This is a genomic window from Micromonospora sp. WMMD980 (assembly GCF_029626035.1).
In the GTDB taxonomy this organism is placed as follows: Bacteria; Actinomycetota; Actinomycetes; order Mycobacteriales; family Micromonosporaceae; genus Micromonospora.
In genome coordinates this window covers 5,039,411-5,061,885 of the sequence record NZ_JARUBE010000003.1, presented here as the reverse complement: position 1 = coordinate 5,061,885, position 22,475 = coordinate 5,039,411, and the positions used below count along the sequence as shown (strand labels likewise).

22 protein-coding genes are annotated in these 22,475 nt (G+C 72.3%); 15 read left to right on the top strand and 7 right to left on the bottom strand.

From position 1 onward, the window contains the following. Window position 1: 1 nt before the first annotated feature. On the bottom strand, window positions 2-2,062 hold the full coding sequence (locus O7618_RS23800; protein ID WP_278108344.1) for a SpoIIE family protein phosphatase: 2,061 nt from the start codon (window positions 2,060-2,062) through the stop codon (window positions 2-4). Window positions 2,063-2,243: 181 nt separating this feature from the next. Here O7618_RS23800 and O7618_RS23795 point away from each other — a divergent pair, with 181 nt between their 5' ends. Together O7618_RS23795 and O7618_RS23790 are read left to right on the top strand one after the other, a co-directional pair. Then, on the top strand, window positions 2,244-6,608 hold the full coding sequence (locus O7618_RS23795; protein WP_278108342.1) for a HAMP domain-containing protein: 4,365 nt from the start codon (window positions 2,244-2,246) through the stop codon (window positions 6,606-6,608). Beyond that, window positions 6,605-7,162 carry a response regulator gene (locus O7618_RS23790; RefSeq protein ID WP_278108341.1) on the top strand — a complete coding sequence of 186 codons (558 nt, stop codon included), beginning with the start codon at window positions 6,605-6,607 and terminating at the stop codon, window positions 7,160-7,162. Before O7618_RS23795 ends, O7618_RS23790 begins: the two co-directional genes overlap by 4 nt. 3 nt (window positions 7,163-7,165) lie before the next feature. Here O7618_RS23790 and O7618_RS23785 read toward each other — a convergent pair whose 3' ends face one another. Next, window positions 7,166-7,687 (bottom strand): MarR family transcriptional regulator, encoded by a 522-nt coding sequence (locus O7618_RS23785; protein ID WP_278108339.1) that lies wholly within the window; start codon window positions 7,685-7,687, stop codon window positions 7,166-7,168. A 53-nt stretch (window positions 7,688-7,740) separates the two neighbouring features. On the opposite strand from O7618_RS23785, the gene O7618_RS23780 reads away from it, so the two are divergent. Continuing rightward, window positions 7,741-8,643, top strand: coding sequence for an ABC transporter ATP-binding protein (locus O7618_RS23780; protein WP_278108338.1), 903 nt, complete (start codon window positions 7,741-7,743; stop codon window positions 8,641-8,643). Continuing rightward, the gene (locus tag O7618_RS23775) at window positions 8,640-10,232 is read left to right on the top strand and encodes an ABC transporter permease (RefSeq protein ID WP_278108337.1); all 1,593 of its coding nucleotides are present in this window, start codon (window positions 8,640-8,642) and stop codon (window positions 10,230-10,232) included. The genes O7618_RS23780 and O7618_RS23775 overlap by 4 nt, the downstream gene beginning before the upstream one ends. Before the next feature lie 106 nt (window positions 10,233-10,338). Here the strand turns inward: O7618_RS23775 and O7618_RS23770 are convergent, their stop codons facing one another. After that, window positions 10,339-10,656, bottom strand: coding sequence for an STAS domain-containing protein (locus O7618_RS23770; protein ID WP_091062954.1), 318 nt, complete (start codon window positions 10,654-10,656; stop codon window positions 10,339-10,341). Between the two features lie 147 nt (window positions 10,657-10,803). Between O7618_RS23770 and hemL the strand changes: the two genes are divergently transcribed. The 6 genes from hemL to ccsB are packed head-to-tail and all read left to right on the top strand — an operon-like array spanning window position 10,804 to window position 16,836. Beyond that, window positions 10,804-12,141, top strand: a complete 1,338-nt coding sequence (gene hemL, locus O7618_RS23765; RefSeq protein WP_278108336.1) for a glutamate-1-semialdehyde 2,1-aminomutase — start codon at window positions 10,804-10,806, stop codon at window positions 12,139-12,141. A gap of 4 nt (window positions 12,142-12,145) precedes the next feature. Beyond that, on the top strand, window positions 12,146-12,793 hold the full coding sequence (locus tag O7618_RS23760) for a histidine phosphatase family protein (RefSeq protein WP_278108335.1): 648 nt from the start codon (window positions 12,146-12,148) through the stop codon (window positions 12,791-12,793). Continuing rightward, window positions 12,793-13,389: a TlpA disulfide reductase family protein gene (locus O7618_RS23755; RefSeq protein WP_278108334.1), complete on the top strand. Its 597-nt coding sequence runs from the start codon at window positions 12,793-12,795 to the stop codon at window positions 13,387-13,389. The genes O7618_RS23760 and O7618_RS23755 overlap by 1 nt, the downstream gene beginning before the upstream one ends. Then, window positions 13,389-14,243: a cytochrome c biogenesis protein CcdA gene (locus O7618_RS23750; RefSeq protein ID WP_278108333.1), complete on the top strand. Its 855-nt coding sequence runs from the start codon at window positions 13,389-13,391 to the stop codon at window positions 14,241-14,243. Before O7618_RS23755 ends, O7618_RS23750 begins: the two co-directional genes overlap by 1 nt. Beyond that, window positions 14,243-15,862: a cytochrome c biogenesis protein ResB gene (locus O7618_RS23745; protein WP_278108332.1), complete on the top strand. Its 1,620-nt coding sequence runs from the start codon at window positions 14,243-14,245 to the stop codon at window positions 15,860-15,862. Before O7618_RS23750 ends, O7618_RS23745 begins: the two co-directional genes overlap by 1 nt. Then, the gene (ccsB, locus tag O7618_RS23740; RefSeq protein WP_278108331.1) at window positions 15,862-16,836 is read left to right on the top strand and encodes a c-type cytochrome biogenesis protein CcsB; all 975 of its coding nucleotides are present in this window, start codon (window positions 15,862-15,864) and stop codon (window positions 16,834-16,836) included. The genes O7618_RS23745 and ccsB overlap by 1 nt, the downstream gene beginning before the upstream one ends. Window positions 16,837-16,838: 2 nt before the next feature. Here the strand turns inward: ccsB and O7618_RS23735 are convergent, their stop codons facing one another. Both O7618_RS23735 and O7618_RS23730 read right to left on the bottom strand, forming a co-directional pair. After that, window positions 16,839-17,048 carry a hypothetical protein gene (locus tag O7618_RS23735; protein WP_278108330.1) on the bottom strand — a complete coding sequence of 70 codons (210 nt, stop codon included), beginning with the start codon at window positions 17,046-17,048 and terminating at the stop codon, window positions 16,839-16,841. A 41-nt stretch (window positions 17,049-17,089) separates the two neighbouring features. Then, the gene (locus O7618_RS23730; protein WP_278108329.1) at window positions 17,090-17,557 is read right to left on the bottom strand and encodes a MarR family transcriptional regulator; all 468 of its coding nucleotides are present in this window, start codon (window positions 17,555-17,557) and stop codon (window positions 17,090-17,092) included. Window positions 17,558-17,619: 62 nt separating this feature from the next. Between O7618_RS23730 and O7618_RS23725 the strand changes: the two genes are divergently transcribed. Next, window positions 17,620-18,174 (top strand): carboxymuconolactone decarboxylase family protein, encoded by a 555-nt coding sequence (locus O7618_RS23725; protein ID WP_278108328.1) that lies wholly within the window; start codon window positions 17,620-17,622, stop codon window positions 18,172-18,174. A 58-nt stretch (window positions 18,175-18,232) separates the two neighbouring features. On the opposite strand, the gene O7618_RS23720 is transcribed toward O7618_RS23725, so the two are convergent. Further along, window positions 18,233-18,490, bottom strand: a complete 258-nt coding sequence (locus O7618_RS23720) for a hypothetical protein (RefSeq protein WP_278108326.1) — start codon at window positions 18,488-18,490, stop codon at window positions 18,233-18,235. A gap of 226 nt (window positions 18,491-18,716) precedes the next feature. On the opposite strand from O7618_RS23720, the gene O7618_RS23715 reads away from it, so the two are divergent. Together O7618_RS23715 and O7618_RS23710 are read left to right on the top strand one after the other, a co-directional pair. Beyond that, window positions 18,717-19,508, top strand: coding sequence for a helix-turn-helix transcriptional regulator (locus tag O7618_RS23715; protein ID WP_278108325.1), 792 nt, complete (start codon window positions 18,717-18,719; stop codon window positions 19,506-19,508). Next, window positions 19,496-19,687, top strand: coding sequence for a DUF397 domain-containing protein (locus tag O7618_RS23710; protein ID WP_278108324.1), 192 nt, complete (start codon window positions 19,496-19,498; stop codon window positions 19,685-19,687). Before O7618_RS23715 ends, O7618_RS23710 begins: the two co-directional genes overlap by 13 nt. Before the next feature lie 7 nt (window positions 19,688-19,694). Here O7618_RS23710 and O7618_RS23705 read toward each other — a convergent pair whose 3' ends face one another. Next, window positions 19,695-19,991, bottom strand: coding sequence for a hypothetical protein (locus O7618_RS23705; RefSeq protein ID WP_278108323.1), 297 nt, complete (start codon window positions 19,989-19,991; stop codon window positions 19,695-19,697). Window positions 19,992-20,105: 114 nt separating this feature from the next. Here O7618_RS23705 and O7618_RS23700 point away from each other — a divergent pair, with 114 nt between their 5' ends. Together O7618_RS23700 and mqnP are read left to right on the top strand one after the other, a co-directional pair. After that, window positions 20,106-21,566, top strand: a complete 1,461-nt coding sequence (locus O7618_RS23700) for a menaquinone biosynthesis decarboxylase (protein WP_278108322.1) — start codon at window positions 20,106-20,108, stop codon at window positions 21,564-21,566. After that, window positions 21,563-22,465 (top strand): menaquinone biosynthesis prenyltransferase MqnP, encoded by a 903-nt coding sequence (gene mqnP / locus O7618_RS23695; RefSeq protein ID WP_278108321.1) that lies wholly within the window; start codon window positions 21,563-21,565, stop codon window positions 22,463-22,465. Before O7618_RS23700 ends, mqnP begins: the two co-directional genes overlap by 4 nt. Window positions 22,466-22,475: the final 10 nt, after the last annotated feature.

Below are 22,475 nucleotides of genomic sequence, written 5' to 3'. Positions count from 1 at the left end.
GTCAGAGGGTGTCGTTGCGGAGGACCAGGACGGCGATGTCGTCGCGCGGGGGTTCGGCGGAGAATGCGATGGTGGCGGCGCGCAGCCGCGCGGCGACCACGTCGGCCGAGTAGCCGGCCAGCGGCGCCGCCGACTCGCGCAACCGCTCGGTGCCGAACAGCTCCCGGCCGCGTCGCCGCTCGGTCACCCCGTCGGTATAGAAGATCAACGCGTCGCCGGGCTTGAGCGCCAGCTCCGCCGTCGGGGTGGTGATCGTGTCGAGCAGGCCGAGCGCCGTGCCGCCGGTGCCGACGAACGTCGCGCCGCCACCCCCGTGCAGCAGCACGGGGCGGTCGTGGCCGGCCAGGTGCAGGGCGACGTCGAGCTGGTCGCCGTCGCCGGGCGCGACCGCGGCCAGCGCCAGCGTGCAGTAGCGCCCGCCGCCACGCTCGACGAGCGTCTCGTTGAGCCGGCCGAGCACCTCGGGCAGCGGCTTGCCGTCGCCCACCAGCACCCTGATCACGTCCCGGACCAGGCCGGTCACGGCGGCTGCCTGCACGCCCTTGCCGGAGACGTCACCGACCACCACCAGCCAGCGGCCGTCCGGCAGCGGCACCACGTCATAGAAGTCGCCGCCGACCTCGGCGTCGTCGCCGGTCGGGACGTATTCCGCGGCGAGGCCGATGCCCTCGACCACCGGGAGCACCGGCGGCAGCAGCGACTGCTGGAGGGTCTGCGCGACCCGGCGGCGCTCGGCGTGGATGCGGGCGTTCTCGATGGCCAGCGCCGCCCGCCGGGCCACGTCCTCCAGCACCGCCACCTCGTCCGGGTCGTGCCGGTGCCGTTGGTGCCGGCCCACCGCAAGGGTGCCGAGCCGCTGCCCGCGGGCGATCAGCGGGACGGCGAAGCCCTCCATCGGCGCGCCCAACGGCATCTGGTTCAGGCTGCGGGACGCCTCGCGCAGCCGGGCCTGGATCGAGTCCGGGCCGGTCTCGGCCAGGACCCGGTGCAGGTGGGGGAGCATCGTCTCGTCGGCGTGGCTGGACGCGGCGAGGCGCAGCCGCCCCCACTCGTCGGTGGTGTGCACCGCACACCACTGGCCGAGCCGGGGCACCACGAGCTGCGGGACGAGTGCCATCGTCAGCTCGACGTCGAGCGACTGGGCGAGCAACTCGCTCGCCTCGGCGAGGAAGGTCAGCCAGGAGGAGCGGCGGACGTCGGCCCGGCGCAGCCGGTCGTTCTCCAGGTGCAGCGAGAGCCGCTCGGCGGCGAGCACGGCCAGCGGCCGGGCGTAGGTCGAGGGGGCCGCGTCCAGCTCCAGCTCGCCGGCGTACGGGCGGTGCACGGCGAGCGGGACGCGCAGCACCTCGTTGTCGTCGCGAGGCGGCCGGCCGTGGCGGGCGAACACCTGGGCGCCCAGCCCGTCGCCACGGTCCAGCCGGACCGTACCGCCGGCGGCGCCCACCATCTCGGCCACCCGGGTCAGCAGCGCGGCGGCGAACTCGGGCAGCGGGTCGTCGGCGTAGGGGTCGGGGCCGGTCTGCATCAGCTCGCTCATCGCGGCGGCGCTCGGGGTGCCCTCGTCGGCGGTCTGGACCGTCGCCCAGGCCGGTGCGGCGGCCGGTCGGACGGGCCCGTGCAGGCCGGGACGGTCGAGGCGGAACCAGACGCCTTTGCCGGAGGGCAGGTAGGTGGTGCCCCACCGGCTGGCGAAGTGGTCGACGAGCAGCAGACCACGCCCGCGCGCGGCCACCTCGGTGATGTCGGATGTGGTGTTGCGCACCCCGACGACGAGTTCGTCGACCGGGCCGGAGGCGAAGTCGGTGACCGTGACGGTGAACCCGGCCGGGTCGGCCTCGACCTCGATGTCCAGTTCGGTGCGCGCGTGCTCGACCGCGTTGGTGGTCAGCTCGGTGGTGAGCAGCAACGCCTCGTTCAGCAGCTCGGGCAGGCCGGCTTCGAGGAGCATGGCGCGCACCAGCGCCCGGGCCGCGGCCGGGGTGCGTCGGTCGGCGGGAAGGCGCACCCGTCGGACGTGCTCGTCCGCGCCGCCGCCGTGGGCCGGCTCCACCTCCGCTGACACCTTCGTATCCTCCACCGCCGCCGCCCCGGGTGCAAAGCTCCGGGGGCAGAACCGGCGATCCGGGCGGATACCGCGCGTGACGCGCCATCAGCCGGCGGTGACCTCGACGGATCGCGCGGCAGAATGATGGGATGGCCGCGTGTCGGCACGAGCCGGTGGGCCCCGAGCTGAGCGAGGAATGATGACCACGGCGAAACAGTCGGTGACCGCGGATCCGTCCGCGTCCGACCACGAGGTGCTCCTCGGCGAGCTGGTCGAGGCGCTGCAGCGGGTGGCCCGGGGCGACCTCCGGGTGCGCCTGCCGCGCCGGGCGGGGCTGCACGGCGAGGTGGCCGACGCCTTCAACGACGTGGTGTCGCTCCAGGAGCGGCAGCACCTTGACCTGCGCCGGATCAGCCGGATCGTCGGGCGGGACGGGCGGCTCACCGAGCGGCTCGACGACGAGGGCCTGGAGGGCTCCTGGGCGGAGGGGCAGCGGGCGGTCAACTCGCTGATCGACGACCTGGGCCGGCCGACCACCGAGATCGCCCGGGTCATCGTCGCGGTGGCCGACGGCGACCTGTCCCAGCACATGGCGCTGGAGATCGACGGGCGGCCGCTGCGGGGCGAATACCTGCGCATCGGCCGGACCGTGAACACGATGGTCGACCAGCTCTCGTCGTTCGCCGACGAGGTGACGCGGGTGGCCCGTGAGGTGGGCACCGAGGGCAAGCTCGGCGGTCAGGCCGACGTGCGGGGCGCGGCCGGCACCTGGAAGGACCTCACCGACTCGGTGAACACCATGGCGTCGAACCTGACCGGCCAGGTGCGGTCGATCTCCCAGGTGGCGACCGCGGTGGCGAAGGGTGACCTGTCGCAGAAGATCACCGTCGGGGCGCGCGGCGAGGTGGCCGAGCTGGCCGACACGATGAACTCCCTCACCGACACGCTCCGCCTCTTCGCCGAGCAGGTGACCCGGGTGGCCCGTGAGGTGGGCACCGAGGGCAAGCTGGGTGGCCAGGCGCAGGTGCCGGGCGTGGCCGGCACCTGGAAGGACCTCACCGACAACGTCAACTCGATGGCGTCGAACCTGACCAGCCAGGTCCGCAACATCGCCCAGGTGTCCACCGCGGTGGCCAAGGGCGACCTGTCGCAGAAGATCACGGTGGCCGCGCAGGGCGAGATCCTGGAGCTGAAGGACACCGTCAACACGATGGTGGACCAGCTCTCGTCGTTCGCGGACGAGGTGACCCGGGTGGCGCGTGAGGTGGGCATCGAGGGCAAGCTGGGCGGTCAGGCGCAGGTGCGCGGCGTCTCCGGCACCTGGCGCGACCTCACCGAGAACGTCAACCAGCTCGCCGGCAACCTGACCAGCCAGGTCCGCAACATCTCGCAGGTCTCCACCGCGGTGGCGAAGGGCGACCTGGGCCAGAAGATCACGGTGGACGCGCAGGGCGAGATCCTGGAGCTGAAGAACACCGTCAACACGATGGTGGACCAGCTCTCGTCGTTCGCGGACGAGGTGACCCGGGTGGCGCGTGAGGTGGGCACCGAGGGCAAGCTCGGCGGTCAGGCCCAGGTGAAGGGCGTCTCCGGCACGTGGCGTGATCTCACGGACAACGTGAACTCGATGGCGTCGAACCTGACCAGTCAGGTCCGCAACATCGCGTCGGTGACCACGGCGGTGGCGAAGGGCGACCTGTCGCAGAAGATCACGGTGGACGCCCGGGGCGAGATCCTGGAGCTGAAGTCGACGGTGAACACGATGGTGGACCAGCTCTCGTCGTTCGCCGACGAGGTGACGCGGGTGGCGCGCGAGGTGGGCACCGAGGGCAAGCTCGGCGGCCAGGCCCAGGTGCGCGGCGTCGCCGGCACGTGGCGTGATCTCACCGACAACGTGAACTCGATGGCGTCGAACCTGACCGCCCAGGTGCGGAACATCGCCCAGGTGTCGACCGCGGTCGCCAAGGGCGACCTGAGCCAGAAGATCACGGTGGACGCGCAGGGCGAGATCCTGGAGCTGAAGTCGACGGTGAACACGATGGTGGACCAGCTCTCGTCGTTCGCCGACGAGGTGACGCGGGTGGCACGCGAGGTGGGCACCGAGGGCAAGCTCGGCGGCCAGGCCCAGGTGAAGGGCGTCTCCGGCACCTGGCGGGACCTGACCGACAACGTGAACTCGATGGGCTCGAACCTGACCAGCCAGGTCCGCAACATCGCTTCGGTCACCACCGCGGTGGCGAGGGGTGACCTGGGGCAGAAGATCACGGTGGACGCGCAGGGCGAGATCCTGGAGCTGAAGAACACCGTCAACACGATGGTGGACCAGCTCTCGTCGTTCGCCGACGAGGTGACCCGGGTGGCCCGTGAGGTGGGCACCGAGGGCAAGCTCGGCGGCCAGGCGCAGGTGCGCGGCGTCTCTGGCACCTGGCGCGACCTCACCGAGAACGTCAACCAGCTCGCCTCGACGCTGACCACCCAGCTGCGCGCCATCGCGCAGGTCTCCACCTCGGTGACGCGCGGTGACCTGACCCAGCGGATCAACGTGAAGGCGCAGGGCGAGGTCGCCGACCTGAAGGACAACATCAACCAGATGATCGTCACCCTCCGGGAGACGACCAAGAAGAACGCCGAGCAGGGCTGGCTCGACTCCAACCTGGCCCGCATCGGCGGTCTGTTGCAGGGCCAGCGGGATCTGGGCGAGGTCTGCCGCATGATCATGATGGAGGTGACCCCGCTGGTCGACGCGCAGCTCGGCGCGTTCTTCCTGGCGGACAGCTCCGAGGGCAGCATGCGGCTGCGGCTCACCGCGTCCTACGGCTACGTGGCCCGCGGCCACGACGTCACCTTCGGTCCCGGTGAGGGGCTGGTCGGGCAGGCCGCGCTGTCGCGCCGCACGATCCGGGTCAAGGCGCAGCCGAACGGTCGGTTGGTGGTCCGTTCCGGGCTGGCCGACACGCCCCCGGCCGACCTGGTGGTGCTGCCGGTGCTGTTCGAGGGGGAGTTGCTCGGCGTGATCGAGTTCGCCGGCGTGACCACCTTCTCCGACCTGCACCTGGCGTTCCTGGAGCGGCTGGTGCTCACCATCGGGGTCGCGGTCAACACCATTCAGGCCAACCGGCGTACGGAGGAGCTGCTGGCGCAGTCGCAGCGGCTGGCGCACGAGATGCAGGACCAGTCGGCGGAGTTGCAGCGCACCAACGCCGAACTGGAGGACAAGGCGAAGCTGCTGTCGGAGCAGAAGGCCAACATCGAGACGCAGAACCGGGAGATCGAGCTGGCCCGGCTCGGCCTGGAGGAGAAGGCGCAGCAGCTCACCCGGGCTTCGGCGTACAAGTCGGAGTTCCTGGCGAACATGAGCCACGAGCTGCGTACGCCGCTGAACTCGTTGCTCCTGCTGGCCCGGCTGCTCGCCGAGAACCCGGAGCGCAACCTGAGCCCGAAGCAGATCGAGTTCGCCCGGACCATCCACGGCGCCGGCTCGGACCTCCTGTCGCTGATCGACGATATCCTCGACCTTTCCAAGATCGAGGCGGGCCGGATGGACGTGGAGCCCACCGAGATCCAGTTCGCCGAGATCCGCGGCTACGTGGAGCAGGCGTTCGCGCCGCAGGCCGAGGAGAAGGGCCTCGACTTCCAGGTCCGGGTGAGCCGCGAGCTGCCGCCGGCCCTGGTCACCGACGCCCAGCGGTTGCAGCAGATTCTGCGCAACCTGCTCTCCAACGCGGTGAAGTTCACCGACAACGGTGCGGTGACCCTGCGCATCGGGCCGGCCGCCGAGAACGCGGTCTTCGACGTGCCGGCGCTGACCAACGCCCAGCGGGTGATCGCGTTCACCGTGATCGACACCGGGATCGGCGTCTCGGACGACAAGCTGTCGCTGATCTTCGAGGCGTTCCAGCAGGCCGACGGCACGACCAGCCGGCGCTACGGCGGCACCGGGCTGGGCCTGTCGATCAGCCGGGACCTGGCCCGCCTGCTCGGCGGCACGATCACCGTGTCGTCCGCGCCCGGTCAGGGCTCGACGTTCACTCTCTTCGTACCCGATGTGTTGGCGCCGGACGCGGTGGTGGCGCCGGCGCCGCCGTCGCCGAGCCGCGCGGGCCTGCCGTCGTCGCTGCTCATGCCGATGGAGCTGCCGCGACCGCAGGAGACCCCGGCGACCCGCCGGCTGGACGGCGTCACCGTCCTGATCATCGACGACGACGTGCGGAACGTGTTCGCGCTGACGTCCGCGTTGGAGTTGCACGGGATGACCGTGTTGTACTCGGACAACGGGGCGGACGGCGTGCGCCAGCTCGCCGAGCATCCGGAGGTGGACATCGTGCTGATGGACGCCATGATGCCCGACCAGGACGGATACGAGACGACCGCGCAGATCCGCCGCAACCACCGCTTCGCGGACCTGCCGATCGTGTTTCTGACCGCCAAGGCGATGCCCGGCGACCGGGAGTCGGCGTTGGCGGCCGGCGGCAGCGACTACATCACCAAGCCGGTGGACCTGGACGAGCTGATCGGGCTGATGGCGTCCTGGATCGGCCGCAGCAGAGGCGAGGAGAACGCGTGACGCAGACGGCCAAGGCGCTGCTGGTGGACGACCGGCGGGAGAACCTGATGGCGCTGGAGGCGATCCTCCAGGGGCTCCCGGTGCAGTCGGTCGCGGTGGAGAGCGGTGAGGCCGCGCTCAAGCAGTTGCTCGTGGACGACTTCGCGGTGATCCTGCTGGACGCCCAGATGCCGGACATGGACGGCTTCGAGACCGCCACCCACATCAAGCGGCGGGAGCGGACCCGGCACGTACCGATCATCTTCCTCACCGCGGCGGACAAGGACGCCCAGCTCGCGTTGCGTGGCTACGCGGTGGGCGCGGTCGACTACCTGACCAAGCCCTTCGATCCGTGGGTGCTGCGGGCGAAGGTGTCGGTCTTCGTGGAGCTGTGGGTGAAGACCCGGCAGCTCGCCGCCCAGTCGGACCTGGTGCGGGAGCGGGACGTGCAGTGGCGGCGGCTGACCGAGGCGGTGGACGCGGCGACCGCGTTGCTGCGCGCCGACGACGACCCGTCGGCCCGGGAGCGGGCGGCGGACCTGTTGGAGCAGGCCCGCTGGGGCAACACCCGCTGAGGGTCAGCCGGCCGGGCCGCCGTGCCCGGTCGCGGCGCGTCGGGCCCGCCAGCGGTCGCCGAGCGCCTCCACCTCCTCCTGTACGAAGCAGAAGAAGTCCCGCATCTCGGCGACCCGCTCGCCGGCCGGGGTGTGTCGGCCGCGCAGTGCGTCGACCCCGCCGCCGGCGATGTCGATGAAGTTCCGGTAGAGCGTGGTCTTGGTGATGGTGGCCTCGTACCAGGGATTGTCCGGCATCCGGTAGCGGTCGCGCCGGGAGCCCTTGACCGGCTCGCGGACCAGCATCGCGAACTGGGTGAGGTAGCGCACCGCGCCGCTCACGGCCGCCGCGCTGACGTCCAACCGCTCGGCGATCTCGCCGGCGGTGAGCGGGTCGTCGGCGCTCATGACGGTGAACAGCACCCGGGCGGCCATCCGGGGGAAGCCCACGTCGGCGAAGGCCATCGCCATCCGTTCGACGAAGAGGTGGACCTCCTCCTCGTCGGGCCGGGGCGGCTCGTTCATGGTCGGCTCCTCGACAGTCACCCTGTGATTCTACAGTCTTCACAACTTTCTGAAATGAGTGTAGCTTCCGAAGCATGGAAACCACCATCGAGGTGTCCGGCCTGGTGAAGACGTTCGGCCGCACCCGAGCGCTCGACGGCCTCGACCTCACCGCCCGCACCGGCGAGGTGCACGGCTTCCTGGGCCCCAACGGCTCCGGGAAGTCCACCACCATCCGGGTGCTGCTCGGCCTGCTGCGGGCGGACGCGGGGGCCGTCCGACTGCTCGGCGGCGACCCCTGGCGGGACGCCGTCGCCCTGCACCGGCGGCTCGCGTACGTGCCCGGCGACGTCACGCTCTGGCCCAATCTCAGCGGCGGCGAGGTGATCGACCTGCTCGGCCGGATGCGCGGCGGGCTCGACCCGGGACGGCGCGCCGAACTGCTGGAGTCGTTCGAGCTGGACCCGCGCAAGAAGGGCCGCACCTACTCGAAGGGCAACCGGCAGAAGGTCGGCCTGGTGGCCGCGCTCGCCTCCGACGTAGAGCTGCTCATCCTGGACGAGCCGACCTCCGGGCTCGACCCGCTGATGGAGGAGGTGTTCCAGCACTGGGTCCGGCGGGCCCGCCACGACGGCCGCACCGTGCTGCTCTCCAGCCACATCCTGGCCGAGGTGGAGGCGCTCTGCGACCGGGTGACGATCATCCGGGCCGGCCGGGCGGTCGAGTCCGGCACCCTCGGCGACCTGCGCCACCTGCACCGCACCGCGATCGACGCCGAGGTCACCGCGCCGCTCGACGGGCTGGCCGACCTGCCCGGCGTGCACGACCTGCGGGTCGACGGGCACCGGGTCCGCTTCGACGTGGACGCCGCCGCGCTCGACGCCGCGCTGCGCCGCCTCACCGAGCTGGGCGTCCGCAGCCTGGTCAGCACGCCGCCGACGCTCGAGGAGCTGTTCCTGCGGCACTACGAGGCGGTTCCCGAGGGGGCGAACTCGTGAGCACGCTCGCCGGAACCCGGCACCTGATCCGGTTGATCCTGCGCCGGGACCGCGTCCTGCTGCCGATCTGGGTGCTCGTCCTCGCCCTGCTGCCGGTGTCCTACGCGGCCAGCTTCTTCGAGCTGTTCCCCACCGCCGCCGAGCGGGCCGCGTACACCGAGGGGACCGCCCGCAACCCGTCCATCGTCGCGCTGCTGGGCCCGGTCTACGGCGACAGCGTGGGCGCGCTGACCGTCCAGCGCAGCGGATTCCTGCTGGTGATCGTGGCGCTGGCCAGCCTGCTCACGGTGATCCGGCACACCCGCACCGAGGAGGAGGCCGGCCGGCGGGAACTGCTCGGCGGCAGCGTGCTCGGCCGGTACGCCGGGCTGACCGCCGCGCTGCTCGTCACGTACGCGGCCGACGCGCTGCTCGGGTTGCTCACCGCCGCTGGCCTGCACGCCACCGGCCTGCCGGCCGCCGGCTCGTCCGCGTACGGCCTCGTCGCCGCGCTGACCGGGATGGTCTTCGCCACGCTCGGCGGGCTGGCCGCACAGCTCACCGAGAACGCCGGCGGGGCGCGGGGGATCGGCATCGCCGGCCTCGGCGCCGCGTTCGGGCTGCGCCTGGTCGGCGACACCGCCGGCAACGACTGGCCGAGCTGGCTCTCCCCGCTGGGCTGGGCGGCCCGGGTCCGGCCCTACGAGGGGGAGCGGTGGTGGGTGCCGCTGCTGCCGCTGGCCGCCACGGTGCTGCTCGCGGCACTCGCGTACCCGGTCTCGGTCCGCCGCGACCTGGGCGCCGGCGTGCTGCCGCCCCGGCTCGGCCCGGCCACCGCCGGTGGCGCCCTGTCCGGCCCGTTCGGCCTGGCCTGGCGGCTGCACCGGGGGCAGATCCTGTGGTGGTCGGTCGGGTTCGGCCTGCTCGGGCTGATCCTCGGCGGCGCCGCCGAGGCGGCCGGCCGGTCGGTGGAGGGGAACCCGCAGCTCGAACAGATCATGGCCCGGATCGGCGGGGCCTCCGGGCTGGCCGACGCCTACCTGGGCGCCACGCTGAGCATCGCCGGGCTGGCCGTGGCCGGGTACGGCATCCAGGCCGCGCTGCGGATGCGCGCCGAGGAGTCCGCCGGCCGGGCGGAGCCGGTGCTCGCCACCGGTACGCGCCGCTCGACCTGGCTGCTCTCACACGCGGCATTCGCGCTGCTCGGGCCGGTCGTGGTGCTCGCCGTGACCGGGCTGACCACCGGCCTGACCTACGGGTTCAGCGTGGGCGACGTGCCCCGGCAGGTGGGTCGGATGCTCGGCGCGGGCCTGGCCCAGGCGCCGGCCGCCTGGGTGCTGGCCGGGCTCGCCGTGCTGCTCCATGGCCTGCTGCCCCGGTTCGCGTCGGCCGCCTGGGCGGTGCTGGCGGTCTGCGTGCTGCTCGGCCAGCTCGGCGCGGTGCTGGAACTCGACCAGTGGCTGCTGGACCTGTCCCCGTTCACGCACACCCCCCAGGTGCTGCGCGACGCGTGGAGCGCGACCCCGCTGTTCCTGCTGACCGCCCTGGCCGCCGCCCTGACCGTCGCCGGCCTGCTCACCTTCCGCCGCCGCGACATCCCCGTCCTTTGACCACCAACCCCGTCGATCTTGCACTTTCTGCGCCGGCAAAAGCGACAAGGAGCCCATGTCGAGGGCCGAAAGTGCAAGATCGGCGGGGGAGGTGGGGTGGGAGGGGTCAGCGGATCATCAGGGCGCTGCGGAGGCCGGTGATGTCGAGGACGCGGATCAGGAAGTCGCCGACGTTGCTCAGCATCAGCACGCACTGCATGTGGCTGGCCTTACGGCTGAGCACCACCAGGGTGCCGAGGCCCTGGGAGTCGCAGAAGGTGACGCCGCCGAGGTCGAGCACGATGCGCGGCGGCGGGTCGGCCAGCACCTCGTTGACCACCGTCGAGAGCTGGGCGGCCGTGAGCATGTCGATCTCACCGGCCAGGCGAAGCACGGCTTCGTCACCCGTCCGGTGCACGGTGATGGACAGTTCGGCACGATCCACCCGGTCAGCCTATCGCGATCCCGGCGAACGGGCCTGTCGAGCGGGTCGTGGCCGGCGCACCCGCCACCCGACGAGGGGTGAGCCGGGTTACCCCCGTTGCGGGGTGGCTGCCGGCGGGCCGGCCGGCGCTGACACAATGGCGACATCGTGACCGAGACCCTGTCCGCCGGATCCGGCCGCTACCCGGCCGACGCTCCGGCCTCCGAGGCCCTGTTCGACCGCGCCAAGGCACTCGTGCCCGGCGGGGTGAACTCCCCCGTGCGCGCGTTCCGCGCCGTCGGTGGCACCCCGCGCTTCATGGTCCGGGGCGAGGGCCCCTGGCTCTTCGACGCCGACGGTCGCCGCTACGTCGACCTGGTCTGCTCCTGGGGCCCGCTGATCCTCGGCCATGCCCACCCGGCGGTGGTGGAGGCGCTGCGCGAGGCCGCCGCGCTGGGCACCAGCTTCGGCACGCCCACCCCGGGCGAGGTCGATCTGGCCGAGGAGATCGTCGCGCGGACGCCGCTGGAGCAGGTGCGCCTGGTCAACTCCGGCACCGAGGCGACCATGTCGGCGATCCGGCTGGCCCGCGGCTTCACCGGCCGCGCCAAGATCATCAAGTTCGCCGGCTGCTACCACGGCCACTCCGACGCGCTGCTCGCCGCCGCCGGCTCCGGCGTGGCCACGTTCGGCCTGCCCGACTCGCCCGGCGTGACCGGTGCGGCGGCCGGCGACACGATCGTGCTGCCCTACAACGACCTGCGCGCGGTCGAGGAAGCGTTCGCCGCCGAGGGCCCGCACATCGCGGCGGTCATCACCGAGGCGGCGGCCGGCAACATGGGCGTGATCGCGCCCCGGGACGGCTTCAACGCCGACCTGGCCCGGATCGCGCACGCGCACGGCGCGCTGCTGATCGTCGACGAGGTGATGACCGGGTTCAGGGTCTCCCGGGCCGGCTGGCACGGCCTCGACCCGTCCGACGCCGACCTGTGGACGTACGGGAAGGTCATGGGTGGCGGCCTGCCCGCCGCGGCGTTCGGCGGCCGCGCGGAGATCATGGCGAGGCTGGCCCCGGCCGGCCCGGTCTACCAGGCCGGCACGCTCTCCGGGAACCCGCTCGCCTGCGCGGCCGGGCTGGCCACGCTGCGGCTGGCCGACGACGCGCTCTACCGGCGTCTCGACGAGACGTCCGCCGCGCTGGGCAGGCTCGTCACCGAGGCGCTGGCCGCGGCCGGCGTGCCGCACCGCCTCTCCACCGCGGGCAACATGTTCTCGGTCTTCTTCACCGACGCCGAGGTGCGCGACTACGACAGCGCCCGCACCCAGCAGGTGCCGGCGTTCAAGGCGTTCTTCCACGCGATGCTCGCCGCCGGCGTCTACCTGCCGCCGAGCGCGTTCGAGTCGTGGTTCGTCTCGGCGGCGATCGACGACGCCGCGTGGGAGCAGATCGCCGCCGCCCTGCCGGTGGCGGCGCGGGCGGCGGCAGCGGCCGGACACGGGGGGTAATCAGATGGCGGAGACGGTGGTCCACGTGCTGCGGCACGGCGAGGTGTACAACCCGGACGGCATCCTCTACGGCCGGCTGCCCGGTTTCCGCCTCTCCGAGCTGGGTGTGCAGATGGCGAAGGCGGCCGCCCAGGCGCTCGCCGAGCGCACAATCGTGCACGTGGTGGCCAGCCCGCTGGAACGCGCCCAGCAGACCGCCGAGCCGATCGCGGCGCAGTTCGGCCTCTCCGTCGGCGTCGACGAGCGGCTGATCGAGAGCGCGAACTGGTTCGAGGGCAAGAAGGTCTCGCCGGGTGACGGCTCGTTCCGCGACCCGCGCAACTGGTGGGTGCTGCGCGACCCGGTCACCCCGTCCTGGGGCGAGGCCTACCAGGTGATCGCCGAGCGGATGTTCGCCGCGCTGCACGCCGCCCGGGTCGCGGCCGAAGGGCGCGAGGCGGTGCTCGTCTCGCACCAGCTCCCGATCTGGACGCTGCGCCGGCACGTCGAGCGCAAGCGGCTCTGGCACGACCCGCGCCGTCGCCAGTGCGGCCTGGCCAGCCTCACCTCGTTCCACTTCGACGGCGCCAAGATCGCCGGCATCGGCTACTCCGAGCCGGCGGCCCACCTGATCGCGACCTCGCCGACCGCCCGGACGGCCAAGGGGGCCTGATGCTCACCCGGAGGCTCGCCGCCGCTCTGCTCGCCGCCGTCACCGCCGGGGCGGCGCTGGTCGGCTGCACCTCCGGCGGTTCCGGTGGCGCCGGCGGCGCGGAGAGCCGGTGTGCCGCCGACGGCCTCACCGTGACCTGTGCCCCGGACCAGCGGTCCCAGCCGCCGAAGGTGAGCGGTGAGCTGCTCACCGGCGGCAGCTACGACATCTCACGCGACCGTGGCCAGGTCGTCGTGGTCAACTTCTGGGGCTCCTGGTGCGCGCCCTGCCGGGCCGAGGCGGACGACCTGGAAGCCACCCTCCAGGCCACCAAGGACGCCGGCGTGACGTTCCTCGGCATCAACGTGCAGGACAGCAAGGACAAGGCGACCGCGTTCGAGGAGAGCTACGGGATCACCTATCCGAGCCTTTTCGACCCGTCGAGCCGGCAGGCGCTCAACTTCGACATCCCGCCGAACTTCACCCCGGCGACAGTGGTGCTCGACCGGGACGGCCGGGTCGCGGTGGTGATCCGGCGCGCGGTGACCCGGGACGAGCTGCGGCCGATCGTGGCGAAGGTCGCCGCCGAGAAGCCGGCGCCGAACGGCTCCCGCTGATGGGTGAGACGTTCGCCCGACTCGCCTCGTCCGGGCCGTTGCTGCTCGCGGTCGGCGCGGCGGCGCTGGCCGGGCTGGTCAGCTTCCTCTCCCCGTGCGTGCTCCCCCTGATGCCCGGCTACCTCTCCTACGTCACCGGCCTGGCCGGCGCCGACCTGGAAGGTGCAAGGAGGGGCCCCCGCTTAACGCCTCCGGTAGAGGCGGGGCCCCCTGTTAACAGCGGCAGCGGCGTGAGCGTGGCGGAGCGGGCGGCGCCCGCGCGGACCACCGCCGCGGTGAAGGGGCGGGTGCTCGCCGGCACGCTGCTGTTCATCGCCGGCTTCACCGCCGTGTTCGTGTCCACCGCGATCCTCTTCTCCAGCGTCGGCCGGCTCTTCTTCCGCTACGAGCGCACGCTGGAGATCGTCATCGGCGTGCTGGTGGTGGTGCTCGGGCTCGGCTACCTCGGCGTGATCCCCGGCATGCAGCGCGAATTCCGCATCCGGTGGCTGCCGTCGGCCGGCCTGCTCGGCGCGCCGGTCCTCGGCGCGGTCTTCGCGCTCAGTTGGCTGCCGTGCACCGGCCCGACGCTCGGCGCGGTGCTCGGTCTGGCGACCGCCGAGGGCAGCGCCGACCGGGCCGTGGTGCTGGCCGTGGCGTACTGCCTGGGTCTGGGGCTACCCTTCGTCGTCTTCGGGCTGGGCTTCCAACGCCTGCTCGGGGTGTTCCGCGCGGTCCGGCGCAACAGCCGCTGGGTGACCCGCGTCGGCGGCGCTCTGCTGATCGCGATCGGCCTGGCGCTGGTCACCGGCGGCTGGCTGAACGTGGTGATCTGGTTGCAGACGCACGTGGGCGTGGGCGAGGTGAGCATCTGATGACGACAGTGGACGACCGGCCCACCACCCCGCCGGCCGAGGCGCCCCGGCGTCGGGTCAACCCGATCCTGGCCCTGCTGCGCAACTCCTGGCGGCAGCTCACCAGCATGCGTACCGCGCTGATCCTGCTGTTCCTGCTCGCGGTCGCCGCCATCCCCGGCTCGGTGCTGCCCCAGCGCGGGGTCAACCCGGAGAAGGTCGACCAGTGGTTCGTCGACCACCCCGACCTGGCGCCCCGGCTGGACCAGATCGGCGCGTTCGCGGTCTTCGGCTCGGTCTGGTTCTCCGCGATCTACCTGCTGCTGTTCACCTCGCTGATCGGCTGCATCCTGCCCCGTACCCGGGACCATGTCCGGGCGCTGCGAATGCGGCCGCCGGCCGCGCCGAAGCGGCTGGAGCGGCTGCCGCAGCACGCCGTGCTGGAGTCCCCGGCCGCCGCCGACCCGGCGGCGATCGCGGCAGTGCTGCGCCGCCGCCGGTGGCGGGTCGCCGTCCGCGGCAACGAGGTCTCCGCCGAGAAGGGCTACCTCAAGGAGACCGGCAACCTGCTGTTCCACACGTCGCTGATCGCCGTCCTGCTCGGCGTCGCGGCCGGTTCCTGGTACGGCTGGCACGGCAACCGCATCCTGGTGGCCGGCGCGGACAACGCGTTCTGCAACACCCGCCAGCAGTACGCCGAGGCGTCGCTCGGCCCCCGGGTGGACAGCGCCGACCTGCCGCCGTTCTGCCTGACGCTGGAGAAGTTCGAGGCCGACTATCTCGACTCCGGGCAGGCGTCCCGCTTCTGGGCCACGGTCAGCGTGGACTCGCCGGGCGGCACGCCCCGGACCGCCGGCTTCTCGGTCAACTCACCGCTGCGGCTCGACGGTGCCAACGTCTACCTGCTCGGCAACGGCTACGCCCCGGTGCTGAAGTACACCGACCGCTACGGCAAGAGCCAGACCAGCGACGACCCGTTCCTGCGCACCGGCGACCCGAACGCCACCGAGGAGGGCGTGGCCCTCTTCCCGGACGCGAACGTCGACCCGAAGACCGGCAGGCGGGCCGCGGACCAGCAGGTCGCCTTCGACGGGCTCTACCTGCCCACCGCCGGGGACCAGCCGCCGTACGTCGCGTCGCGGTTCCCCGCCGAGCGGAACCCGGCGCTCAACCTGACCGCCTACCGGGGCAACCTCGGGCTCGACGCCGGCATCCCCGGCTCGGTCTACCAGCTCGACCAGCGGCAGGTCGACAACGGCAAGCTCAAGCAGGTCGGCACCAAGTTGCTGCGGCCCGGTGAGACGTGGACCCTGGACGACGGCAGCACGCTGGAGTTCGTCGGCACCCGGCCGTACGTCACGCTCGCCGTGCGGCACGCGCCCGGGCAGACGCTCCTGCTGGTGGCCAGCGGCACGCTCCTGCTGGGCCTGATGGGCTCGCTGTTCGCCCGCCGCCGCCGGGTCTGGTTCCGGGTTTCGCCCCCCGAGGGTGGATCTCCGACGAGCGGTAGTAGCTTGGTGGAGGCCGGTGGGCTGCCGCGCACCGAGCACCCAGGGTTCGCCGACGAGTTCGCGCAGCTCGTCGCCGCGGTCAGCGGCGACGCGTCGGACCGGCGGCGGGCGCGAGAAGGAGACGAGTGATGTCCGCACTCTCCGACCAGTTGGTCACGTTCGCGATCCTGGCGTACCTGGTCGCGATGATCAGCCATGCCGTGGAGTTCGCGCTGGGCAACGCCCGGAAGGTGGCGGTCGCCGCCCCGGCGCGGGAGCTGGTCGGCGCGGGCGTCGGCGGTGCCGGTGGGACGATCGACGAGCCGGTCGCCCCGGCCGTGGCGCCGCGGCCCGACCGCTCCGGCGAGCGGGCCGTGCTGGCCGGGCGGATCGCCGCCTGGCTCACCGTGCTGGGCGCCGCGCTGCACCTGGGCGCGGTGGTCACCCGGGGAATCGCCGCCGAGCGGATGCCCTGGGGCAACATGTACGAGTTCGTGCTGACGGTCACCTGGATCGGGGTGGCCGCGTGGCTCGTGGTGCTCTGGAAGCAGCCGTCGCTGCGCCGGCTCGGGCTGTTCCTGACCCTGGTGATGGTGCTGCTGCTCGCGTTCGCAGAGCTGAAGCTCTATGTGCAGGTCGTGCCGCTGATGCCGGCGCTCCAGTCGTACTGGTTCATCATCCACGTGTCGACGATCATCTTCTCCTCTGGCATCTTCCTGCTGGGCGTGGTGCCCGCTGCCGCCTACCTGATGCGGGCCGGTTGGGAGCAGGGGCGGCGCAGCTTCCCGTACACCCTGGCCCGCCGGCTGCCGGCGGCGGCCGGGCTGGAGCGGTTGACCTTCACGCTGCACGCCTTCGCGTTCCCGATCTTCACGTTCGCGGTGATCGCGGGGGCGATCTGGGCGGAGGCCGCCTGGGGCCGTGCCTGGGGTTGGGACCCGAAGGAGACCTGGGCGTTCATCTCCTGGGTGGTCTACGCGGGCTATCTGCACGCGCGGGCGACGCCGAGCGTGCGGCGCAACGTGGCCACCTGGATCGCGGTGGTGGGCTTCCTGACCATGCTGATGAACCTGTTCGGGGTCAACTTCTTCTTCACCGGCCTGCACTCGTACGCCGGCGTCTGAACCTATCCGGAGGGTGTGGCGCCGGTGATCCCGCTCAACACCTCGTCCACGCGCCTGGTGATCTGGTAGGCGACCTCGGGCAGGTCCGCGAGGTCGAGGCGGTCGGCCCGCAGCGCGAACTGGGCGTGCAGCTCGCGGGCCACCGCGTCGCGGATCTCGGTCTGGAGCGGGGTGAGACCGTTGGGATCACCCACCACGTATGCGTCGTCCATCCGCCGATCGTGACTCTCCACGGTGACAGCGTCGACCCGGCTCAGCCGCCGAACCAGCCGGGGACGTCGAGGCGGAACACGTCGGCGGGGACCATCCGGCGCAGGTCGTCCTCGATGGCCGCGACCCGGTCGGCGCCGAGTGTGGCCGCCCAGCGGTCGCGCAGCTCGTCGAAGACCACCGCGGAGCGGTGCAGCCCGTCGTGGCCGCGGGGGGTCATCCGGACCAGCTTGCGGCGCGCGTCGGCGGGGTCGTCCACGCGCTCCAGGTAGCCGAGCGCGACCAGCCGGTCCACCGTCTTGCCGGCGGCCTGCTTGGAGACGCCCAGGCGTTGCCCGAGGTCGGAGGCGGTGGTGCCGGCGGGGCCGACGGCCTGGAGGACGAAGCCGTGCGCCGGGCGCAGCTCGGTGTGCCCGTGCCGGGCCAGCTCGGCGTGCAGGTCGTCGATGAGCGTGCGGAAGCCGGCGAGCAGCAGCAGCGGCAGCGCGAAGTCGGGACGGTCAGTTGCCATCTTCGACAACCACGTTTACGGTTTGGTCAACCACGTTGACTATCTTACGAGAGGGGCCGGAGATGTCGCGCTTCACCGCGTACGAGCCGGACACCGCGCCCGCCGCCGCCCGCCCGGTCATGGCCGGCGTCCACCGCAAGCTGGGCCACCTGCCCACCGCCGTCGGCCTGATGGCCGAATCACCGGAACTGCTCAAGGGCTTCCTCGCCGCCACCGCCGCGTTCGACGCCACCGACCTCGACCCGGTCGCCCGAGAGGTGGTCGTGCTGACCGTCGCCACCCGCAACGCATGCCACCTCTGCGTGGCCATGCACACCGCGACGCTCGCCCGGCTCGGCGGCGACCCCGCGCTCATCGACGCGCTGCGGGCCGGCGACCCGGTGCCCGAACCCCGGCTGGAGGCGCTGCGCCGGTTCACCGTCGCCGTGCTCGACCACCGGGGCGCGGTTCCGGATGCCGAGCTGGACGCGCTGCTCGCCGCCGGCTGGCAGCCACGGCACGCGCTCGACGTCGTGCTCGGCGTCGGCACGTACACCATCTCGACGTTCGCGAACCGGCTCACCGCCGCGCCGCTCGACGAACCCCTCCGGGGGTACGCCTGGACGCCGGCCGCCTGAGGTGCGTGGTTAAGAAGGGGCCCCGCCTCTACCGAATGCGTTAAGCGGGGGCCCCTCCTTAGCCGCTGGGCCGGCGTGGGGCGGCCCAGCCGAGGAAGCGTTCGTGCAACGCGCCGGGCTTCGGCGCGTCGTCCGGGTCGAGCCGGTACAGGTCCTCGACGGCGGTGTAGAGCATCCCGGCGAGATAGATGGACAACGCGACGCGGCTGTCCCCGTACTCGGACAGGAGGGTGAGCCGGGCGGCGCCGCACGGCCACGGGCCGCCGCAGGCCCGGCAGAGCCACAACGGCCGGTGCGGGTCGTGGCGTCGCGTCATCGCGCGCTCCCCTCCTCGTCGCAGGTCCTGGAAGCGGGGCCGACCTGCCGGCCGGCCCCGCCACGGTCTCGTCCGTCCTCTCGGGTCGGATCCGGGCGATTCCGTTGTGCACAGTCTGGTAACGGCGGGGCTACTCTCAGAAGGCTTTCGGTCGCCCTGTGTGCCGTTACGGGCTGCCGGTGAGGTCGGTGAGACGCGCGGACGCGACGGTGAGGAGGCGTGCGGGATGGACGAGCGCTTACAGGTGCTGATCGAGGAGCTGCGGCACATGCGGGCGGCCCGGCGGATGACCCAGGAGGATCTGGCGAAGGCGATCAGCTATTCGCCGTCGACGGTGGCGATGGTCGAGACCGGGGCACGCAAGCCGCCACCGGACTTCTGGGACCGGGCCGACGTGGCGCTCGACACCGGCGGCGCGTTCGGTCGGATGCTGACCCGCCTCGGGTCACCGCAGTGGATGCGGGAGTGGGAGGCCAACGAGCGGCAGGCCACCGTGCTCCGGTCGTACCAGAACACGGTGGTGCCCGGGCTGTTGCAGACGTCGGCCTACGCCCGCGCGCTGTTCCGCAGCGTCGGCCTGTTCGACGAGGCGGAGGTGGAGCGGCGGGTGGAGGCCCGGCTGGCGCGGCAGGCGGTGCTGACCGCCGACCGGCCGCCGCAACTCGTCGCGGTGCTCGACGAGCACGTGCTGCGCCGACCGGTCGGTGGCCCGCTGGTGATGCGGGAGCAGGCGCTGCGGCTGGTCAAGCTGGCCACCGAGCGCCCCCGGGTGCGGCTCCAGGTGGTGCCCGCCTCGGTCGGCGCGTATTCCGGTGTCTCCGGGGCGTTCGTGCTTGCTACGCTCCCCTCCGGGGAGGATGTCGCCTATCTGGACGACCAACTCAAGGGGCAGGTGATCGACCACACCGAGGACGTGCTGGCGGTCCGGTCGTCCTGGGAGTCGATCGAGGGGGAGGCGCTGCCGCCCCGGCAGTCGATGGCGTTGCTAGCGGAGGTGGCGGAGACATGGCGGACCTGACCGGCGCCCGGTGGCGCACCAGCACCCGGAGCAGCACCAACGGCGGCGACTGCGTCGAGGTGGCCGACAACCTTGCCGGCGTGGTCGGCGTACGCGACAGCAAGGACCGCGACGGCGGCGTGCTGGCCTTCCGCCCGGCCGCCTGGCGCGCGTTCGTCGAGTCGACCCGCCGGCGCTGAGCGCTCGTCAACCCTTGAGGAACGGCAGCAGCAGCGCGGCCAGCTTCGCCGGCTGTTCCTCGCACAGCCAGTGGCCGCACTCCTCGACCACCGCACCGGTGACCGAGTGCGCCGGACCTGCTCGGCCACCGGGCCGCCCAGGCTGGCCTGCGCGCCGATGGCGAGCACTGGCATCGGCAGCTTCGTGCCCGGCCAGGTCGATGCCGGTCAACAGCCGGTGCAGGTCGGTGGCGACCGTCTTCTTGTGGTATCCGCCGGGCGGGGCATCGCTGTCACCGAAGCCGCGCAGGTCCGGGGCGACCACCTCGGACGACCTCCGTCCCGCGAAGCGGGTTGTTAACAGGGGGCCCCTCCTCTACCGGAGGCGTTAATAAGGGGCCCCTCCTTACACCGCGCAGCGGTGGGGGAGGATGGGGGCATGGCGCGTGGGTTCCCGTACGACGATCTCAAGGACTTCCTCGCGGCGCTGGAACGCGCCGGTGAGCTGCGGCGGGTGAGCGTCCCGGTCGACCCCACGCTGGAGATGAGCGAGGTGGTCACCCGCACCGTCCGCGCCGACGGCCCGGCCCTGCTGTTCGAGCGCCCCACCCGGGGTGAGATGCCGGTGGCGGTCAACCTCTTCGGCACCGAGAAGCGGATGGCCATGGCGCTCGGCGTCGAGCGGCTCGACGAGATCGGCGAGCGGATCGGCGAGATGCTCAAGCCGGAGCTGCCGCAGGGCTTCGCCGGCATGATGGGCGGCCTCGGCAAGGTCATGCAGCTCAAGTCGATGCCGCCGAGGAAGGTCCGGACCGCCCCCTGCCAGCAGGTGGTCTACCGCGGCGACGACGTCGACCTGAACCGGCTGCCGGGGCTCCAGGTCTGGCCGGGCGACGGCGGGATCTTCCACAACTTCGGGTTGACCCACACCAAGCACCCCGAGACCGGCAAGCGCAACCTCGGCCTCTACCGGCTCCAGCAGCACGGCCGGAACACGCTCGGCATGCACTGGCAGATCCACAAGAACTCCACCGCGCACCACGCGGTCGCCGAGCGGCTCGGCCAGCGGCTGCCGGTGGCGGTCGCGATCGGCGCCGACCCGGCGGTCGCCTACGCCGCCAGCGCGCCGCTCCCCGCCGACATCGACGAATACCTGTTCGCCGGGTTCCTGCGCGGTGAACGGGTCGAGATGGTCGACTGCCTCACCGTCCCGTTGCAGGTGCCGGCGCACGCGCAGGTCGTGCTGGAGGGCTACCTGGAGCCGGGCGAGCGGCTGCCCGAGGGGCCGTTCGGCGACCACACCGGCTTCTACACGCCGGTCGAGCCGTTCCCGGTGCTGCACATCGAGACCATGACCATGCAGCGCGACCCGGTCTACCACTCGATCGTCACGTCCCAGCCGCCGCAGGAGGACCACGGCCTCGGCAAGGCCACCGAGCGGATCTTCGCGCCGCTGCTGCGTTTCCTGATCCCGGACATCGTCGACTACGACCTGCCCGCCGCCGGGGTCTTCCACAACTGCGCGATCGTCTCGATCCGCAAGCGCTACCCGAAGCACGCCCAGAAGGTGATGAACGCGATCTGGGGCGCGCACATGATGTCGCTGACCAAGCTGATCGTGATCGTCGACGAGGACTGCGACGTGCACGACTACCACGAGGTCGCCTTCCGCGCCTTCGGCAACGTCGACTACGCCCGGGACCTGCTCCTCACCGAGGGGCCGGTGGACCACCTGGACCACGCCTCGTACCAGCAGTTCTGGGGCGGCAAGGCGGGTGTGGACGCCACCCGCAAACTGCCCACCGAGGGCTACACCCGAGGCTGGCCGGAGGAGATGCGGATGTCCCCCGAGGTGGTCTCCCTGGTCGACAAGCGCTGGCAGGAGTACGGAATCCGATGACCGCGCTGGCGGAGCGGCCCGGCCGGGTCACGTCCTTCCTCAACCTCGTCGCGATCGAGCACTCGGTGTTCGCGCTGCCGTTCGCGTACCTGTCCGCGTTGACCGCCATGCAGGTGAACGGCGGGCGGGTGCGCTGGGGTGACCTGCTGTTGATCACCGTGGCGATGGTCGGCGCGCGGACGTTCGCGATGGCCGCCAACCGGATCCTCGACCGGCGGATCGACGCCCGGAACCCGCGTACCGCGAACCGGGAACTGGTAACCGGGGCGGTGAGCGTGCGCACGGCCTGGACCGGCGCGGCCGTCGCGCTCGTGGTCTTCCTGGCCGCCGCCGCCCTGCTCAACCCGCTCTGCCTGGCGCTCGCCCCGCTGGCCGTGGTGCCGCTGGTGGTCTATCCGTACGGCAAGCGGTTCACCGACTGGCCGCACGCCATCCTCGCGGTCGCCCAGGCGGTCGGCCCGGTCGGCGCCTGGCTGGCGGTCACCGGCACGCTCGCCGGCTCCGGGCCGGCATGGTTGCTGGGCGCGGCGGTCGGCCTCTGGATCGGCGGCTTCGACCTGATCTACGCCTGCCAGGACTCGGAGATCGACCGGGAGATCGGGGTGCGCAGCGTCCCGGCCCGCTACGGCCGGCGCTTCGCGCTGCACGCCTCCACCGCCGCGCACGTGGTGACGTTCGCGCTGTTCATCTGGTTCGGCGCGCTCGTCGGCTTCGGCTGGCTCTGGTGGATCGGCCTGGCGCTCACCGCGGTCGCCTTCGGCTACCAGCACCTGGTGGTCAGCCCCACCGACCTGAGCAAGGTCAACCGGGCGTTCTTCACCGCCAACGGGTTCGTCGGCATCGCGTTGTTCCTGCTCGCCCTGCTCGACCTGGTGGTCCGGCTCGGCCTGCGGCCCTGACCGCGCCCGG